The sequence below is a fragment of the Rhodococcus sp. 14C212 genome, assembly GCF_011058195.1.
Taxonomy (GTDB): domain Bacteria; phylum Actinomycetota; class Actinomycetes; order Mycobacteriales; family Mycobacteriaceae; genus Rhodococcus; species Rhodococcus aetherivorans.
Genome location: NZ_JAALEH010000066.1, coordinates 1 through 16,334, shown reverse-complemented (window position 1 = coordinate 16,334; position 16,334 = coordinate 1). Strand labels below are relative to the sequence as shown.

The following is a 16,334-nucleotide window of genomic DNA, read 5'->3' as shown; positions in this document are numbered from 1 at the left end:
ATGCGCATAGCTCGCGGGTGAGGATGGACACATGACTCGACACGGTCCGCTGCACGACATCGTGGAATCCGACCTGGAGGTCACCGGAGCCAAGGACCACGCTGCCGGTGTCCCGGCGGTCCTGGTGTCACTGAGACGCGCCTACGAGCAGATGGGCGTGGCCCGCACGGCGGCCGCGCTGCCGCGGCTCAACCAGCGGCACGGATTCGACTGTCCGGGGTGCGCCTGGCCCGAGACGCCCGGCCACCGCAAGCCCGCGGAGTTCTGCGAGAACGGCGCCAAGGCCGTCGCCGAGGAAGCCACCCTGCGCACGGTCACGCCCGAGTTCTTCGCCCGTCACTCCGTCGCGGAGCTGTCGGAGAGGACCGACTACTGGCTCGGGCAGCAGGGCCGGCTGACCCATCCGATGGTGCTCCGCCCCGGCGCGACCCACTACACCCCCATCGGCTGGGACGATGCGAACCGGCTGATCGCCGACCACTTGCGTGCGCTCCCCACCCCGGACCACGCCGTCTTCTACACGTCGGGCCGCACCAGCAACGAGGCCGCGTTCCTCTACCAGCTGCTGATCCGCAGCTACGGCACCAACAACATGCCGGACTGCTCCAACATGTGCCACGAGTCCTCCGGCAGCGCACTCGTCGAGACCATCGGCATCGGCAAGGGCTCGGTGTCGGTGCCCGACCTCGAGCACGCGGACCTCATCCTCGTCGCCGGTCAGAACCCGGGCACCAACCATCCGCGCATGCTCTCCACCCTGGGGAAGGCCAAGGAGAACGGGGCCAAGATCATCGCGATCAACCCGCTCCCCGAGGCGGGACTGCTCCGGTTCAAGGACCCGCAGCGCGTCGACGGCGTGCTCGGCCACGGCACCGACATCGCCGACGAGTTCCTGCAGATCCGCCTCGGCGGCGACCTGGCCCTGTTCCAGGGGCTCGGCAGGCTGCTGTTCGAGGCGGAGGACGCCGCGCCCGGCACCGTGATCGACCGGGCCTTCGTCGAGGCCCACTGCGCCGGCTTCGACGAGTACGAGCGGCACGTCCGCGCGGTCGACCTCGGCACCGTCCTCGAGGCCACCGGGCTGAGCGAGGCGCAGCTGCGGGCCACCGCCCGGGACCTGGCCACCTCGCAACGCACCGTGACGTGCTGGGCGATGGGCCTGACCCAGCACACCCACGCCGTCGCCACCATCGCCGAGGCGGTCAACGTGCTGCTGCTGCGCGGGATGATCGGCAAGCCCGGGGCCGGGGTCTGCCCGGTGCGGGGGCATTCGAACGTGCAGGGTGACCGGACGATGGGCATCTGGGAGAAGATGCCCGAGTCCTTCCTCGCCGCGCTGGACCTCGAGTTCGGGATCACCAGCCCGCGCAGGCACGGGTACGACACCGTCGAGGCCATCCGCGCGATGCGCGACGGCCGGGCGAGTGTCTTCATGGCGATGGGCGGCAACTTCGTCGCCGCGACCCCGGACACCCACGCCACCGAGGAGGCGCTGCGCCGCTGCGAGCTGACCGTGCAGATCTCGACGAAGCTCAACCGCAGCCATCTCGTGCACGGGCGCACGGCGCTGATCCTGCCGACTCTCGGACGCACCGATCTCGACATCCAGGAGAGCGGCAAACAGCTTGTTTCCGTGGAGGATTCGATGTCCATGGTGCACCTGTCGCGGGGCCGGTTGCAGCCGGTCGGCGACCAGCTGCGCAGCGAGGTCGCGATCGTCTGCCGGCTCGCCCGCGAGTTGTTCGGCCCCGGCCATCCGGTCCGCTGGTCCGCGTTCGAGGGCAACTACGACCTGATCCGCGACTCGATCGGGCGGGTCGTGCCCGGCTGCGAGGACTACAACACCAAGGTCCGGCGGCGCGACGGGTTCCAGTTGCCGCACCCGCCCCGCGACAGCCGCGAATTCCGCACGCACACCGGCAAGGCCAATTTCAGCGTCAACGAACTGGTGTGGGTGCCCACTCCCCCGGGCCGGCTCGTGCTGCAGACGCTGCGCAGCCACGATCAGTACAACACCACCATCTACGGGCTCGACGACCGCTACCGCGGGGTGAAGAACGGCCGCAAGGTCGTGTTCGTCCACGCAGACGACATCACCGAACTCGGATTCGCCGACGGCGACCTGGTCGACATCGTGTCCGAATGGCCCGCCGACGGCGCCGTGGAGGAGCGTCGCGTCCGCGACTTCCGGATCGTCGCCTACAGCACCCCGCGCGGCAACGCGGCCGCCTACTACCCGGAGACCAATCCGCTGGTCCCCCTCGATCACGTCGCGAAGAAGTCGAACACCCCGGTCTCCAAGGCGATCGTCGTGCGGCTCGAGCGGGCTGGGGCCGACTGATGGGGCGGGTCACCGCGCGCCGGCCCGTCCTGCGGATCACCGCGGACGGGCAGGCGCGCCGACCGGACAGCCTCGCGGTGGAGGAACCGCTGGAGATCCGCCTCAACGGCCGCGCCCTGACGGTCACGATGCGCACCCCGGGCCACGACGTGGAACTGGCCCACGGATTCCTGCTCGCGGAGGGGATCGTCGGCGGCCGCGAGGACGTCTCCGTCGTGCGCTACTGCGACGGCGTCGACGAGACCGGCGCCAACACCTACAACGTGCTCGACGTCCACCTCGCGCCGGGGATGCCCGTTCCCGACGGTGCAGGCGCCCGCAACTTCCTCACCAGCTCCGCGTGCGGGGTGTGCGGGAAGGAGTCCCTCGAGCAGGTGCGCACCCGCACCCGGTTCCCGCTGACCGACGGATTCGCGATCTCCGCCCGCACCCTGGCCTCGATGCCGCCACGGATGCGGCAGCGGCAGAAGGTCTTCCAGAGCACGGGGGGCCTGCACGCCGCAGCGCTGTTCACCGCCGACGGCACCCTGCTGGCGTTGCGGGAGGACGTGGGCCGGCACAACGCGGTCGACAAGGTGCTCGGCTGGGCACTGACCGAGAACCGGGTCCCGTTGTCGGGCACCGTCCTCGTCGTCAGCGGCCGGGCCTCCTTCGAGCTGGTGCAGAAGGCCGTGATGGCCGGCGTCCCGGCGCTCGGGGCGGTGTCCGCCCCCTCCTCGCTGGCAGTCGATCTCGCCGCGGAGTCCGGCCTGACCCTGGTCGGCTTCCTCCGCGGCGACTCGATGAACGTCTACACCGGATCCGTCGTTTGAGCCGGGGTCCGGGAACTGCTCAGCTGCAGGCCTGTTCGGGCGCATCGCCCGAGCGGACCCCGGCGACGAAGGCCCGCACGTCGTCGTGGGAGGCCTCGAGCACGCCGCGGTGGTCGGCACCGTCGTAGACCCGGTAGGCAAGGGCGGAACCGTTGCCGCACAGCGTCTTCGTCACCTCGTCGGTGACCTGCCGGGACACGAGCACGTCCGCGGTGCCCTGCACGACGAGGGTCGGCACCGACAGGGCGAGCTCCTCGAGTTCCTGCGTCGCGAAATACTCGGTCAGGCGGCCGACGTCCGCACCGGGCGCGAACACCTGGTCCACGGGAACGGTCGCGGCCACCTTGCGCACGTCGTCCATGCACCCGGTGCGCGCCGCCGCGAGCAGCGGACGGGACGCGTCCGTGAGCATCGCGTCGGCGGACATCTCGGGGTCGGCGGCCTCGGCACCGAGCAACAGGACGGGCAGGAAGGTCAGGGCCTGCGCGATCCCCGGGCCCCCGGTTGCGAAGTAGGCGGCGGTCTCGCTCGTCCGGCTTCCCGGCGCGAACGCGACCGCGCCCTGCAGTTCCAGTTCGGGGGCGCGCTCCGCGCCCTGGGCGGCGGTGAACAGGGCCGCATGTCCGCCCTGGCTGTGCCCCATCACCGTCCACCGGTTCCCGATGGCGGGCTCGGCCTCGCGTGCGGCACGCACGATGTCGACGACCGTGTTCGCGGCGCTGTCGCCGTTCATGTAGGGGTGTCCGCCCGGCGTTCCGAGGCCCTCGTAGTCGGTCTGGACCACGGCGTAGCCGTCGGCGACCCACCGATCGAGCATCGTGGTGGTCCGCGAGAGGTAGCTGTGGGCGGGTCCGCCGACCGTGTCGGCCGAGGGCGCGCAGGCATCGCCGACACCCGTCGTGCCGTGCGCCCAGCTGATCACCGGCCATCCTCCGCCGGGGGCCTCGCCACGCGGAATCGCGACGGTGCCCGACACGAGGATCGGGCGTCCCGTGGCGTCCTCCGAGAGGTAGGTGATCAGTTCCGTGCGCGCCGCGCTGGGCAGCGCCGCCGCGTTCGTCAACGGGCGGGTACTGATCAGCGCGCCGGGGGGACGCTCGGCGGCGGGAGACGGTTCGGATTCCGCGCAGGCCGTGGCGGCCAGCACCGAGGTGACCGCGAGCGCCACGAGGACGCGCCGGGAGGAGAGATGACCCATGAGATCCTCCGTTAAGAAGTTCATATTAATTGGAAAGTCGAACTTCTTAGTACAGTGGATGCATGGCAGTGTCAACAGGTCGTCTCGCTCTACTGGAGGCCGCGGAGGAACTGATAGCCCGTCGCGGCATCCACGGCGTCTCGGCACGCGAGGTGGTCAAAGCCGCGGGTCAGCGTAACAATTCGGCGATCGCCTATCACTTCGGCTCGTGGCACGGACTGCTCGACGCGGTCTGGAGCCGGCACGCGCCGCGCGTCAATGCCCAGCGAGCGGCACTGACGGACGCAGCCCACCTCGACGGTCCCCCGGCACTCGAACCGCTCGTGTACGCCTACGTCCATCCGCTCGTCACCGAGATCGCCCGCGGGAGGCCCAGCTACTGGGCTCGCTTCAACGAGCAGTGGCTCGCCACCGCCCCCCTGGTGTTCCTGGCGGTCCCCCCGCCGGGGGCCGTCCAGGCCGACTACTACCCGTCCGACGAGTCGCTCGCCGTCCTCGCCTCCCTGCTGGAGGCGATCGCGCAGCGTCTCGACCTCGCCGAATCCGACGCCCGTCGGCGCGTGGGGCTGACGGTGCGCTTCGTCATCGGCTCGTTCGCCTCGTGGGAGCGCGCCCACGAGGCCGGGGACGCGACCGACCTGTCCACCTTCGAGTCGGAGATCGTGGAGCTCGCGTGCGCGATGTTGCGCGTGCCGGGGCGGTAACACTGCGCCGTCGTCCCGACAGCGGTAACACTGCGTCGTCCCGACAGCGGTAACACTGCGTCGTCCCGACAGCGGTAACACTGCGCCGTCGTCCCGACGGACCGATCAGGCCGGCACCCGCTCCGCCTCGATCAGGGCCGTCATGTGGGCAAGCATGCGGTCGGCGTCGGGCTCCACCCCGGTGAAGATGCGGAATGCGTCGACGGCCTGGAAGACGGCCATGCCCGCTCCGGTGAGGGTCGGGGCGCCGAGCGCGCGGGCCCGCAGGACGAGTTCGGTCTCGATGGGCCGGTAGACGACCTCGGCGACCCACAGGTCGGGGCGCAGCAGTGCCGGATCGAAGGCCGTTCCAGGGTGCGCGGCCATGCCGACGGGCGTCGCGTGGATCAGCCCGTGCGCGGCGGCCAGCAGCCGCGGCAGCTCGGCGGGCGTCGCAGAGGAGACGGCGACGTCCGGGAACAGCACGGTGAGCGTGTCGCGCAGCGCGGTGGCGCGCGCGAGGTCGGGATCGACGACGGTGAACGCGCGCACTCCGCGGGTGAGTGCGGCGTACGCGACCGCCGCTCCGGCCCCACCGGCTCCGAGCTGAACGACCGCACCGAGCGCGACGCCGGGGAGCCCGCGGTCGAAGTTGCGGCCGAAGCCGGACCAGTCGGTGTTGTGACCGATCGCGCGGCCGCCGTCGAACAGCACGGTGTTGACGGCGCCGAGGCGGCTCGCCTCGGGCGACAGGTCGTCGAGGTGTTCGATGACGGCCTGCTTGCAGGGATGGGTGATGTTCAGACCCCGGAAGCCCAGCTCGCGCGCGGTGCGCAGCAGCCGCGGCAGGTCGGCGACCGAGAGGCCCAGCTCGTCGAGATCGATGATCCTGTAGACGTAGCGCAGGCCCTGCCGCGCGCCCTCCTCCTCGTGCATCGGGGGTGTCAGCGAGGCACCGATGCCGGTTCCGATGAGGCCGCAGAGAATCGAGTCGGTCATGGCGGGCCTTTCACATCACAATGTACGAACTAGTGAGTTACAAGCCCTAGCGTACGGCCACAGGCGGCACGGAGACAAGACCCCGCTCGATAGGGTGGCGCCATGGCAACCGAGCAGACGACCGGCCGACGACGCCGCAACAGCGACCTCACCAGGGAGAACATCCTCGAGGTGGCCACCGCGGAGTTCGCGGACAAGGGCCTGTCGGGAGCCCGGGTGGACGAGATCGCCGAGCGCACGCAGACCACCAAGCGGATGATCTACTACTACTTCGGCGACAAGGAGGGCCTCTACCGGGCCGTCCTCGAGAGCTCCTACGGGACGATCCGGGCCCAGGAGCGCGAGCTGGACCTCGAGGACCTCGGCCCCGTCGACGCCATCCGCATGCTGGCCGAGGCCACGTTCGACCACCACGACCAGCATCCCGACTTCATCCGCATCGTCGCCAACGAGAACATGCTCCGGGGTGAGCACATCCGGCAGTCCCCCCATCTCGCCGGCCTGGGCGCCCCCGCCGTCGACGTGCTCACCGGCATCCTCGAACGCGGCCGGGCGGACGACCTCTTCCGCGACGACGTCGACGCCCTCGACGTCCACCTGGTGATCAGCAGTTTCTGCGTCTTCCGCACCGCGAACCGGTACACCTGGCAGGCCCTGTTCGACCAGGACCTGGCCGCGGACGAGCTGCGGGCCAGGCACCGGAGGATGCTGGGCGATCTCCTCGTCGCGTTCCTGACGACCCTGCCCGACTGAGGGACTGCAGGGGAATGCGCCCGGGCGCGCGTCCCCAAATTTTATGAACTATCTAGTTCATACATCTTGCGTTCACGGTGTGATGGCGCCTACATTCGACACAACGCAGTACGAACCCGGGTTCGTATCTCGAACATCCCCTCCCCTTTTCCGCACAGGAGACGCGATGACCGCGCACACCCTCGACACGCCGGAGAATTCCGGTATGACGACCGAAACCCGCCCGCACGACACCACCAAGGTCAAGCGCGCAGCGTCGTCGGCCTTCCTCGGCAGCATGCTCGAGTACTACGACTTCTACATCTACGCGTCCGCCGCTGCCCTGATCTTCCCGACCGTGTTCTTCCCCGACAGCGCCCACGCGGCACTGCTGTCCCTGTCGACCTTCGGTGTCGCCTACGTCGCGCGGCCGCTCGGCGCCGTGGTGCTCGGCCACTTCGGTGACCGGGTCGGACGCAAGAACGTCATGCTGTTCACGCTCATCCTCATGGGCGTCGCCACCTTCGGCATCGGCCTGATCCCCAGCGCCGAGTCGATCGGCGTACTCGCACCCGCGCTGCTCGTGTTGATGCGAATCTTCCAGGGCATCTCCGCCGCCGGCGAGCAGTCCGGCGCCAGCTCGCTGACGCTCGAGCACGCCCCGCAGAACCGTCGCGCGTTCTTCGCGAGCTGGACGCTCAACGGCACACAAGCCGGCTTCATCCTCGCCAGCCTGGTGTTCCTGCCCGTCGCGGCCATGCCCGACGACATCCTCTACAGCTGGGGCTGGCGCGTACCGTTCTGGGGCAGCCTGTTCGTGCTGGCCGCCGCGTACGTCATGCGACTCAAGCTCGAGGAGCCCGAGGAGTTCGCGGAGACCAAGAAGTCCCACGAGGTCGCCAAGCTGCCGGTCGCCGACCTGCTGCGCACCCATCCGGCCAACCTGACCCGGGTGATCTTCTGCGCCTTCGTCGCCGTCGTGAGCACCATCTTCTCCGTGTTCGGCCTGGCGTTCGCGACCAGCGCCGAGGTGGGCATCGCCAAGTCGACGATGCTGGGAGTCGCGATCGCCGCCAACGCCGTCGCCTTGTTCAGTCAGCCCGCCCTCGCCGCCCTGTCGGATCGCGTCGGCCGCAAGCCCGTCTTCGTCACCGGCGTCCTCGGCTCGGCGGTGTTCATCTTCGTGTACTTCCAGGCCATCTCCACCGGCAACGTCGCGCTGATCTTCGCCGCCGGCATCGCCCTGATGGGCCTGCTCTACGCCGCGCCCAACGCGATCTGGCCGTCGTTCTACGCCGAGATGTTCAACACCAAGGTCCGCTACTCCGGCATGGCGATCGGCACCCAGCTCGGCTTCGCCATCGCCGGCTTCGCCCCCGCCATCGGCACCGCACTCATGGGCGGCGATCCGACGAACTGGCTGCCCGTCGCCCTCCTGACATCCGGCGCCTGCCTGGTGTGCGCCGTGTCCGCCCTGTCGGCGAAGGAAACCTTCCGCACCCCGCTGCGCGAACTCGGCAACCGCATCTGACCGTCGCGGCCTCCGGCGGAGGCACCCCACCCACGGCGAAGGCCCCGGCACGAATGCCGGGGCCTTCCACGCTGTCGGATCAGGCGGTCTTGTCGCGACGCTCCCGTTCGGGCTTGCGCGGCACGATCGTCGGGAGCACGTTGTCGTTGACGGTCTCGGCAGTGACGACCACCTTGGCGACGTCGTCGCGGCTCGGGATGTCGTACATCACCGGCAGCAGGACCTCTTCCATGATGGCGCGCAGTCCGCGGGCACCGGTACCACGCAGGATCGCCTGGTCGGCCACAGCTTCCAGTCCGTCCTGGGTGAACTCGAGCTCCACCCCGTCCATCTCGAAGAGCCGGACGTACTGCTTGACGAGCGCGTTCTTCGGCTCCGACAGGATCTGCACCAGCGAATCCTTGTCCAGGTTCGTCACCGAGGCGACGACCGGCAGGCGGCCGATGAACTCGGGAATGAGACCGAACTTGATCAGGTCCTCGGGCATGACCTCGGCGAAGTGGTCGGTGGTGTCGATCTCGGCCTTGGACTTCACCTCGGCGCCGAAGCCGATTCCGCGCTTGCCGACCCGATCCGAGACGATCCTCTCGAGGCCGGCGAACGCTCCGGCGACGATGAACAGCACGTTGGTGGTGTCGATCTGAATGAATTCCTGATGCGGATGCTTGCGTCCGCCCTGCGGCGGCACCGACGCCTGGGTGCCCTCGAGGATCTTCAGCAGCGCCTGCTGGACGCCCTCGCCGGACACGTCGCGGGTGATCGACGGGTTCTCGCTCTTGCGGGCGATCTTGTCGACCTCGTCGATGTAGATGATCCCGGTCTCGGCGCGCTTGACGTCGTAGTCGGCCGCCTGGATGAGCTTGAGGAGGATGTTCTCGACGTCCTCACCGACGTAGCCGGCCTCGGTCAGGGCGGTGGCGTCGGCGATCGCGAACGGCACGTTCAGCATCTTCGCCAGCGTCTGCGCCAGGTACGTCTTCCCGCAGCCCGTGGGCCCGAGCAGCAGAATGTTCGACTTGGCCAGCTCGACCGACTCACCCCGGGTGTCGCGGGCCTTCTCCCCCGCCTGGATCCGCTTGTAGTGGTTGTAGACCGCCACCGCCAGGGTCCGCTTCGCGGAGTCCTGCCCGATGACGTAGTTGTCGAGGAACTCGCGGATCTCGGCCGGCTTGGGCAACTCGTCGAGCTTGACCTCGTTGGACTCGGCCAGTTCTTCCTCGATGATCTCGTTGCACAGGTCGATGCACTCGTCGCAGATGTAGACCCCTGGGCCCGCAATGAGCTTCTTGACCTGCTTCTGGCTCTTTCCGCAGAAAGAGCATTTCAGCAGGTCGCCCCCGTCACCGATACGTGCCATCTGTCAGGTCCCTACTTCCTCGTGAGCGTGCAACCGATCCCGCGACCGCCGACAGCGCCGGTCCGGGGAGCGGGCCCTTGGAACGACCGTACCCGGATACTGCGACGGCGGTCGACCGGTTCCGGGCGATTCGGGCCATAATTTGTGCGGGGGCAGCGGTCATGCCACCCGAGCACACCGGCCCGGCCCCGAAGGCGCGCGGGGCGCGCACTCCGGACCGGGCCGAGGCGGTTACTTCTGAGCCGAGAGCTTGCGGTACTCGAGCACGTTGTCGATCAGACCGTAGTCGACGGCCTCCGCGGCGGTGAGGATCTTGTCGCGGTCGGTGTCCTTGCGGATCTGCTCGGGGTCCTTGCCGGTGTGCTTGGCCAGCGTCGTCTCCATCAGGCGGCGCATGCGCTCGATCTCCGCGGCCTGGATCTCGAGGTCGGACACCTGGCCCTGGATGCCGCCGGTGGCGGGCTGGTGGATGAGCACGCGCGCGTTGGGCAGGGCGAGCCGCTTGCCGGGGCTACCGGCGGCGAGCAGCACCGCTGCCGCCGAGGCGGCCTGGCCGAGACACACGGTCGTGATGTCGGCACGCACGTACTGCATGGTGTCGTAGATCGCCATCAGCGACGTGAACGAGCCACCGGGCGAGTTGATGTACATGGTGATGTCGCGGTCCGGGTCCAGCGACTCGAGCACCAGCAGCTGCGCCATGACGTCGTTGGCCGAGGCGTCGTCCACTTGCACGCCGAGGAAGATGATGCGTTCCTCGAACAGCTTGTTGTACGGGTTGGACTCCTTGACCCCGTAGCTCGAGTGCTCGATGAACGAGGGCAGGATGTAGCGGCTCGCGGGGGAGGCCGGAGCCTGGCCGCCGAGCTGGCGCGGATCGAACAGGTTTGTCATCGCTTCTCCAGAAATTCGTGGTGCGTAGAGCGGATCGGGGGGCTCGGAACTAGTTGCCGGTGCCGCCGGCCTGCTGCGCCCGCGAGACGACATGGTCGACGAAGCCGTACTCGAGTGCTTCCTTGGCGGTGAACCAGCGGTCGCGGTCCGAGTCCTTCGTGATCTGCTCGACGGTCTGGCCGGTGTGCTCGGCGATCAGTTCCGCCATCTCCCGCTTGGTGTGCGCGAACTGTTCCGCCATGATCGCGATGTCGCTGGCCGTGCCGCCGATTCCGGCGGAGGGCTGGTGCATCATGATCCGCGCGTGCGGCAGGGCGTACCGCTTGCCCCGCGTGCCGGCCGAGAGCAGGAACTGCCCCATGGAGGCGGCCAGACCCATCGCGAAGGTCGCCACGTCGCACTCGACGAACTTCATGGTGTCGTAGATCGCCATGCCGGCGGTGACGGATCCACCCGGGGAGTTGATGTAGAGCGAGATGTCGCGCGTCGGGTCCTCCGCGGACAGCAGCAGGATCTGCGCGCAGAGCTTGTTCGCGATGTCGTCGTCGACCTGGGTACCGAGGAAGATGATCCGCTCGCGCAGCAGCCGCTCGTAGACCGAGTCGCTGAGGTTGAGCCCAGCGGTGGCCGAGGTCATCGTGGGACCGATGGATGTCGCCGGATTCTGAGGAGTCACGGTACCTGCCTTCTCGTCAATCGTGGATTGCTGACACTGACAGTAACGAAGTGGGGCGGCACCGGATGCCCGGTGCCGCCCCACTTCGCTCAAAGCGGAAATTTCCGCTGTGCGTTCCCTGCGGAGAACCGTTGCGACGTCGCACCTGCAATCGCGCGGCGCGGCAACGGGTCTCGCCCTACTATTCGGAGTCGCCCTCGCCGGCCGGAGCCTCGGCGTCCTCGGACTCGGCGTCGCTCTTCGTGCCGAACAGCTCGGAGGTGTCGATCGTGGCGCCACCGGTGTCGGTGACGGTGGCCCGGTCCACCACGTTGCCGAGGGCCTTGCCGCGACGGACGTCCGCGTAGACGGCGCCGAGCTGGTTCGCCTGGCCGATCTGCTGGATGAACTGCTCCGGCGGGATGCCGTAGCGCTGCGCCTGGAAGAAGATGCGCTCGGTGAGCTCCTCCTGCTCGACGGTGGTGCCCTCGGCCTCGGCAATCGCGTCGAGCAGCAGCTGCACCTTCACGGCGCGCTCGGCCGACTCGCGGGTGTCGTTGTCGAATTCCTCGCGGCTCGAGCCCTGCTCCTCGAGGAGCTGGTTCAGCTTGGTCTCGTCGTGATCGAGCGCGTGGATGGCATCGTGCAGGGCGCCGTCGATCTCGGCCTGGACCACGGCCTCGGGCAGCGGCACGTCGACGGCCTCGAGCAGCGCGTCGAGCACCTTGTCGCGGATCTGACCGGCCTGCTCGACCTTCTTGACCCGCTCGACGCGCTCACGCAGATCGGCCTTGAGCTCCTCGAGGGTGTCGAACTCGCTGGCGAGCTGCGCGAACTCGTCGTCCTCGGCGGGTAGCTCGCGCTCCTTGACGCTGTTCACCGTGACGGTGACCATGGCTTCCTCGTCGGCGTGCTCACCGGCGACGAGGGTGGTGGTGAACTCCTTCGACTCCCCCGCGGAGAGGCCGACGAGCGCCTCGTCGAGGCCGTCGATGAGCTGGCCCGAACCGACCTCGTGGGACAGGCCGGTGGTGGAGGCCTCGGGGACCTCCTCGCCGCCGACGGTGGCGGACAGGTCGATGGACACGAAGTCGCCGTCCTGCACGGGCCGCTCGACACCGGTGAGGGTGCCGAAGCGCTGACGCAGCGACAGCAGCTGCTCCTCGACCGCCTCGTCGGTGATCTCGACGGGATCGACGGTGACCGCGATGGTGGAGAAGTCGGGGAGGGCGATCTCCGGCCGGACGTCGACCTCGGCGGTGAAGACGAGCTCGACGTTGTCCTCGAGCTTGGTGATGTCGACCTCGGGCTGGCCGATGACCTTGACCTCGTTGGCGGTCACGGCCTCGCTGTAGCGGGCCGGGATGGCGTCGTTGACGACCTGCTCGAGCACGGCGCCACGGCCGACGCGGGCCTCGAGCAGCTTGCGCGGGGCCTTGCCGGGCCGGAAGCCGGGAAGGCGGATCTGGCTGGCGAGGGCCTTGAACGCGCGGTCGAAATCAGGCTGGAGCTCCTCGAAGGGCACCTCAACGTTGATACGGACTCGCGTCGGGCTGAGCTGCTCGACGGTGCTCTTCACGGACATGCTCCTTCTGTCGTGCTCGGTTGTCGTTCGATCAAGCTGTCACCGGGTGCTCGGTCTTCCACCCGGTTCCTCCTGGTCGGGATGACAGGATTTGAACCTGCGACCCTCCGCTCCCAAAGCGGATGCGCTACCAAGCTGCGCCACATCCCGTCAACACCGGCACCCGGAACCTTCCGGGGACCCGAGGGAGAATCCTACGGCCCCCCGATTATGAAATCCAAAGCGAGGTTCGGTACAGTCTGTTCCTGCACGCGACAGACCCGGCGATCCCGGGTCGATCGCATGCATGGGGATGTAGCTCAATGGTAGAGCCCCAGTCTTCCAAACTGGCTACGCGGGTTCGATTCCCGTCATCCCCTCCACCGGGCCGTCACCGGTCCCGCTCTTCCGCGGCGTCGGCGAATTCGCAGAACGCGGTGTAGGCCCGCGACCCGTAGATCGTCGCCGGGCCGCCCTGCATGAGGAATGCGACCCCGATCGCCTCGGCGGCCTCCTGCCTGCTCGCCCCGGCCCGGACGGCGCCGCGCGCATGGGAGGCAATGCAGCCGTCGCATTCGTCGACGACGCCGATCGCGAGCGCGATCAGTTCCTTGGTCTTGGTGTCCAGCGCCCCAGGGGCGAAGGCGGCCTTGCTGAGAGCATTGAAACCCTGATACACCTCGGGAATCGCCGCGCGCAGCGCCCGGTGCTGCGGATTCAATGCGTTCAGGACTTCCTGGTAGTGCCCGTGCTCGCTCATGAGCCGACGGTAGACAGCCACACCCGGCACGGCCACCGAATCGGCGGATTCACGTCGCCGTCACACGGCGTGCGAGAGGCGCAGCAGCCCGTCGATCTCCTCGGTGAAGGCGCGGACGAGATTCTCGGGATCGGGCACCCGGTCGGCGTCCGCCTTGAACCCCACCCGGACCTTGCCGCTGTAGCTGAAGATCGAGACGCCGAGGGTCTGCTCACCGGCGCCCGGCACCCAGGCGAGCACACCGCGGATCTTCGTCCCCGCCATGTACCGGTCGCTCGTGGGACCGGGAACGTTGGTGGTGACCCCGATCGCCTTGTCGGAGAAGAAGTCCACGAAGAACCGTTCCAGCTCCTTACCGGTCCGTCCGATCGCCTTGATCAGGCCGAACGTCAGCGTCACCTCGGGAGAGTGCTTGATGACCTCCATCCGCCGGTGGGTCTCGACGATGCGTTCGAGCGGGGTCTCCAGTGCCGACGGGTACTTGAAGAGCACCAGAGCGAACTGATTCCCGAGTTCCTTCGGCAGGGGCTTGTCGAGGGGGCGAACGTTGACAGGCACCATCGTGGGCACGTCCTGCGGCTCGCCGCCGTGCTCGCGGATGTACGTCGCGAGCGCCCCGGCGACGGCTCCCATGAGCACGTCGTTGACGGTTGTGCCGGTCCGGTGGCCGATGTGCTTGATGTCGTCGAGCGGAAAGGGCTCGCACCACACCGCGCGTTTGGCCGTTCCCGGTTCGCCGCTGAGCGGAGTGTGCGGTTTGGGTCCGAGCACGAGCTTGTTCGCGATCTCGCCGGTGCGTTCGGCCTGGGTGAAGGCGTCGCCGAGGACATGCGGATCGAGCAGCTTGGGCAGGTCGAGCAGCATGTGGGCGGCGCCGGACGCGGCACCGGCGGTGTTCGACACCGCGGCCCCCGCGAATCTGGCGGCCCCCTCGAGAAGACCGGCACGGTGCTCGGGCGCGACGGTCCTGGTGTCGTCGAGGTCGCTGTCCGGGGTCTCCCCCGTCATCGAGAGCATCACCTGGTTGAGGGCGACGCCGTCACCAATGCAGTGGTGGAGCCGGGTGTAGACCACGGCGCCGTGCCGGTACCCGTCGATGAGGTGCATCTCCCACAGCGGGCGGCGACGATCGAACGGCACCGGCATCCGCTCCTCGATGTACCGCTGCAGCGTCGCGTCGTCGCTGCGGGGCAGGGTCGTCCGGATCAGGTGGTCGTCGAGGTCGAACTCCGGGTCGTCCTCCCAATGCGGCGACCCGACGTGCGTGCGCGGTTGCACCGGTCGCTGCCGGAACGACGGGTAGGTGTCGACGAACCGGCGCTGCACGAGGGACACCACGCGCGACCAGTCCACGGAGCCCTCGAAGAACATCAGCGAGTCGATGATCATGAGATTCTCGGGCCGGTCCATGTTGAGCCAGATGGTGTCCACCGGCCCCATTGCTCTGTTCACCGTGGCCGTCCCTTCTCGAGTGGGCGCCTACGAGTTTTTCACCGGCAGGACGACCGCGGAAGGGTAATTGGCCCTCGGCCTGCTACGCGAACACCCCGCCCTGCTCGAGCAGGGCGGGGTGTTGCCGCGGTGGAGAGTGCGGTGGAGGCGCAGTCTCCTCGGGGTGCGGTCAGCGGCGGAAGAGCGCGCCGAGGGTTTGCGCCTGCGCACCCGCGGCGGTGTCCTGGCCGCAGGTGCAGCGGTCGGGTGCGGGCACGGAGCGCATGACGGCGTCGACGTGCTGGCCGCAGCCGCCCCAGCCGGTCTTTCCGCAGTTCGGGCAGGTGACGGGGTAACACATGGGGTCCTCCTCGGGACGGGTAACGGGGATGGAGGTCAGGCGCCGGCGGCGGCCTTCTGTTCGGCGACCTGGGCGTGGACCTCGGCCATGTTCAGGGCCTTGATCTGGCCGATCAGGTCTTCGAGGGCGGCCGCGGGCAGGGCGCCGGGCTGGGCGTAGACCAGCACGCCCTCGCGGAACGCCATGATCGTGGGGATCGAGCGGATGTCGGCCATGGCGGCGAGCTGCTGCTCGGCCTCGGTGTCGACCTTGGCGTGCACGATGTCCGGGTGCGCGGCCGAGGACTTGTCGAACACGGGGGCGAAGGCCCGGCACGGACCGCACCACGAGGCCCAGAAGTCGACCAGGACGATGTCGTTGCCGGCGATCGTGGACTCGAAGTCCGCGAGGGTGAGATTCGTCGTTGCCATCGGGGGTTCCTTTCGTTCTCCTCGGGTGCCGGTCAGGCGGGGACGTGGGCCTCGGCCCAGGCGTTGTAGCCGCCGAGCAGATCCGAGACGTTCTCGAAGCCCTGCGCCCGCAGCAGCGACGCGGCCACACTCGACCGCCACCCGCCGGCGCAGTGCACCACGATCGGCTTGCCGGTGGGCACCTGCCCGAGCCGGGCCCGCAGCTGCGCCAACGGGATCGGCACCGCCCCCGGAATCGTCCCGAACTCCCGTTCCCCCGGATTGCGGATGTCGACCAGGGTCACCGCCTCGGCGGCGAGCAACCCGTCGAGCTCGGCGACGGTGGTCCGGACCGCGGGCTGCACCAGCTCCGCCAGCTCCGCCGGGAAACGCCCGCCGCGGTCGACGGTGAGATACCCGAGCGCGTTGTCCGACCCGATCCGGGCCAGCCGCACCGCCGCGTCCTGCTCCTCGCCGGGGTAGGTGACCAGCACGATCGCCTCCCCCACCTCGGCGACCATCCCGCCGGTCTCGGCGAACCGGCCGTCGAACCCGACGTTGACCGACCCGCGCAGATGCCCGGCGGCGAAGTCGTCCACGCTGCGCGCATCGAGCACCCGGGTGCCG

The 16,334-nt window shown here is 68.8% G+C and carries 16 protein-coding genes and 2 tRNA genes; 6 read left to right on the top strand and 12 right to left on the bottom strand.

What is annotated here, in order from left to right; translation table 11 throughout:
- The first annotated feature begins 31 nt into the window (after positions 1-31).
- Complete coding sequence (locus G6038_RS22465; RefSeq protein WP_165039967.1) at positions 32-2,341, top strand: FdhF/YdeP family oxidoreductase; 2,310 nt, start codon at positions 32-34, stop codon at positions 2,339-2,341.
- Positions 2,341-3,153 (top strand): formate dehydrogenase accessory sulfurtransferase FdhD, encoded by an 813-nt coding sequence (gene fdhD / locus G6038_RS22460; RefSeq protein ID WP_165039966.1) that lies wholly within the window; start codon positions 2,341-2,343, stop codon positions 3,151-3,153. The genes G6038_RS22465 and fdhD overlap by 1 nt, the downstream gene beginning before the upstream one ends.
- A 19-nt stretch (positions 3,154-3,172) precedes the next feature.
- Here the strand turns inward: fdhD and G6038_RS22455 are convergent, their stop codons facing one another.
- On the bottom strand, positions 3,173-4,351 hold the full coding sequence (locus G6038_RS22455) for a lipase family protein (protein ID WP_165039965.1): 1,179 nt from the start codon (positions 4,349-4,351) through the stop codon (positions 3,173-3,175).
- 62 nt (positions 4,352-4,413) lie between these two features.
- On the opposite strand from G6038_RS22455, the gene G6038_RS22450 reads away from it, so the two are divergent.
- Positions 4,414-5,055 (top strand): TetR family transcriptional regulator, encoded by a 642-nt coding sequence (locus G6038_RS22450; RefSeq protein ID WP_165039964.1) that lies wholly within the window; start codon positions 4,414-4,416, stop codon positions 5,053-5,055.
- 105 nt (positions 5,056-5,160) lie between these two features.
- Here the strand turns inward: G6038_RS22450 and G6038_RS22445 are convergent, their stop codons facing one another.
- Positions 5,161-6,033 (bottom strand): shikimate dehydrogenase, encoded by an 873-nt coding sequence (locus tag G6038_RS22445; RefSeq protein ID WP_165039963.1) that lies wholly within the window; start codon positions 6,031-6,033, stop codon positions 5,161-5,163.
- 102 nt (positions 6,034-6,135) lie between these two features.
- On the opposite strand from G6038_RS22445, the gene G6038_RS22440 reads away from it, so the two are divergent.
- Together G6038_RS22440 and G6038_RS22435 are read left to right on the top strand one after the other, a co-directional pair.
- Positions 6,136-6,786, top strand: coding sequence for a TetR family transcriptional regulator (locus G6038_RS22440; RefSeq protein WP_165039962.1), 651 nt, complete (start codon positions 6,136-6,138; stop codon positions 6,784-6,786).
- A 166-nt stretch (positions 6,787-6,952) separates the two neighbouring features.
- Entirely contained in the window at positions 6,953-8,296 is a 1,344-nt protein-coding gene (locus G6038_RS22435) for an MFS transporter (protein WP_165039961.1), read from the top strand.
- Between the two features lie 79 nt (positions 8,297-8,375).
- Here the strand turns inward: G6038_RS22435 and clpX are convergent, their stop codons facing one another.
- The 5 genes from clpX to G6038_RS22410 form a co-directional block, all read right to left on the bottom strand.
- Positions 8,376-9,653 carry an ATP-dependent Clp protease ATP-binding subunit ClpX gene (gene clpX / locus G6038_RS22430; protein ID WP_003938129.1) on the bottom strand — a complete coding sequence of 426 codons (1,278 nt, stop codon included), beginning with the start codon at positions 9,651-9,653 and terminating at the stop codon, positions 8,376-8,378.
- Positions 9,654-9,884: 231 nt separating this feature from the next.
- Positions 9,885-10,547: an ATP-dependent Clp protease proteolytic subunit gene (locus tag G6038_RS22425; protein WP_165039960.1), complete on the bottom strand. Its 663-nt coding sequence runs from the start codon at positions 10,545-10,547 to the stop codon at positions 9,885-9,887.
- 49 nt (positions 10,548-10,596) lie between these two features.
- Positions 10,597-11,223 (bottom strand): ATP-dependent Clp protease proteolytic subunit, encoded by a 627-nt coding sequence (locus G6038_RS22420; RefSeq protein WP_003938127.1) that lies wholly within the window; start codon positions 11,221-11,223, stop codon positions 10,597-10,599.
- Positions 11,224-11,404: 181 nt separating this feature from the next.
- Positions 11,405-12,781, bottom strand: a complete 1,377-nt coding sequence (tig, locus tag G6038_RS22415) for a trigger factor (protein ID WP_346772888.1) — start codon at positions 12,779-12,781, stop codon at positions 11,405-11,407.
- Positions 12,782-12,860: 79 nt separating this feature from the next.
- Positions 12,861-12,937: transfer RNA gene (locus tag G6038_RS22410), tRNA-Pro, on the bottom strand.
- Positions 12,938-13,075: 138 nt separating this feature from the next.
- Here G6038_RS22410 and G6038_RS22405 point away from each other — a divergent pair.
- Positions 13,076-13,149: transfer RNA gene (locus tag G6038_RS22405), tRNA-Gly, on the top strand.
- 8 nt (positions 13,150-13,157) lie between these two features.
- Here G6038_RS22405 and G6038_RS22400 read toward each other — a convergent pair.
- The 5 genes from G6038_RS22400 to G6038_RS22380 all read right to left on the bottom strand — a co-directional run.
- Positions 13,158-13,526, bottom strand: a complete 369-nt coding sequence (locus tag G6038_RS22400; RefSeq protein ID WP_165039958.1) for a carboxymuconolactone decarboxylase family protein — start codon at positions 13,524-13,526, stop codon at positions 13,158-13,160.
- A 60-nt stretch (positions 13,527-13,586) separates the two neighbouring features.
- A complete protein-coding gene (locus tag G6038_RS22395; protein WP_346772887.1) occupies positions 13,587-14,978 on the bottom strand; it encodes a wax ester/triacylglycerol synthase family O-acyltransferase in 1,392 nt (463 codons plus the stop codon).
- Positions 14,979-15,147: 169 nt separating this feature from the next.
- Complete coding sequence (locus G6038_RS22390; protein WP_165039957.1) at positions 15,148-15,318, bottom strand: hypothetical protein; 171 nt, start codon at positions 15,316-15,318, stop codon at positions 15,148-15,150.
- Positions 15,319-15,353: 35 nt separating this feature from the next.
- Entirely contained in the window at positions 15,354-15,728 is a 375-nt protein-coding gene (trxA, locus tag G6038_RS22385; RefSeq protein WP_165039956.1) for a thioredoxin, read from the bottom strand.
- Between the two features lie 32 nt (positions 15,729-15,760).
- The coding region (locus G6038_RS22380; RefSeq protein WP_165039955.1) for a rhodanese-like domain-containing protein at positions 15,761-16,334 on the bottom strand (574 nt) is incomplete at its 5' end.

Bases quoted from the DNA above. Each gene is read 5' to 3' on its own strand.
- G6038_RS22390 (WP_165039957.1), bottom strand. From the start codon at position 15,318: ATGTGTTACCCCGTCACCTGCCCGAACTGCGGAAAGACCGGCTGGGGC.
- G6038_RS22465 (WP_165039967.1), top strand. From the start codon at position 32: ATGACTCGACACGGTCCGCTGCACGACATCGTGGAATCCGACCTGGAG.
- fdhD (WP_165039966.1), top strand. From the start codon at position 2,341: ATGGGGCGGGTCACCGCGCGCCGGCCCGTCCTGCGGATCACCGCGGAC.
- G6038_RS22425 (WP_165039960.1), bottom strand. From the start codon at position 10,547: ATGACAAACCTGTTCGATCCGCGCCAGCTCGGCGGCCAGGCTCCGGCC.
- clpX (WP_003938129.1), bottom strand. From the start codon at position 9,653: ATGGCACGTATCGGTGACGGGGGCGACCTGCTGAAATGCTCTTTCTGC.
- trxA (WP_165039956.1), bottom strand. From the start codon at position 15,728: ATGGCAACGACGAATCTCACCCTCGCGGACTTCGAGTCCACGATCGCC.
- G6038_RS22445 (WP_165039963.1), bottom strand. From the start codon at position 6,033: ATGACCGACTCGATTCTCTGCGGCCTCATCGGAACCGGCATCGGTGCC.
- G6038_RS22455 (WP_165039965.1), bottom strand. From the start codon at position 4,351: ATGGGTCATCTCTCCTCCCGGCGCGTCCTCGTGGCGCTCGCGGTCACC.
- G6038_RS22435 (WP_165039961.1), top strand. From the start codon at position 6,953: ATGACCGCGCACACCCTCGACACGCCGGAGAATTCCGGTATGACGACC.
- G6038_RS22440 (WP_165039962.1), top strand. From the start codon at position 6,136: ATGGCAACCGAGCAGACGACCGGCCGACGACGCCGCAACAGCGACCTC.
- G6038_RS22400 (WP_165039958.1), bottom strand. From the start codon at position 13,526: ATGAGCGAGCACGGGCACTACCAGGAAGTCCTGAACGCATTGAATCCG.
- G6038_RS22450 (WP_165039964.1), top strand. From the start codon at position 4,414: ATGGCAGTGTCAACAGGTCGTCTCGCTCTACTGGAGGCCGCGGAGGAA.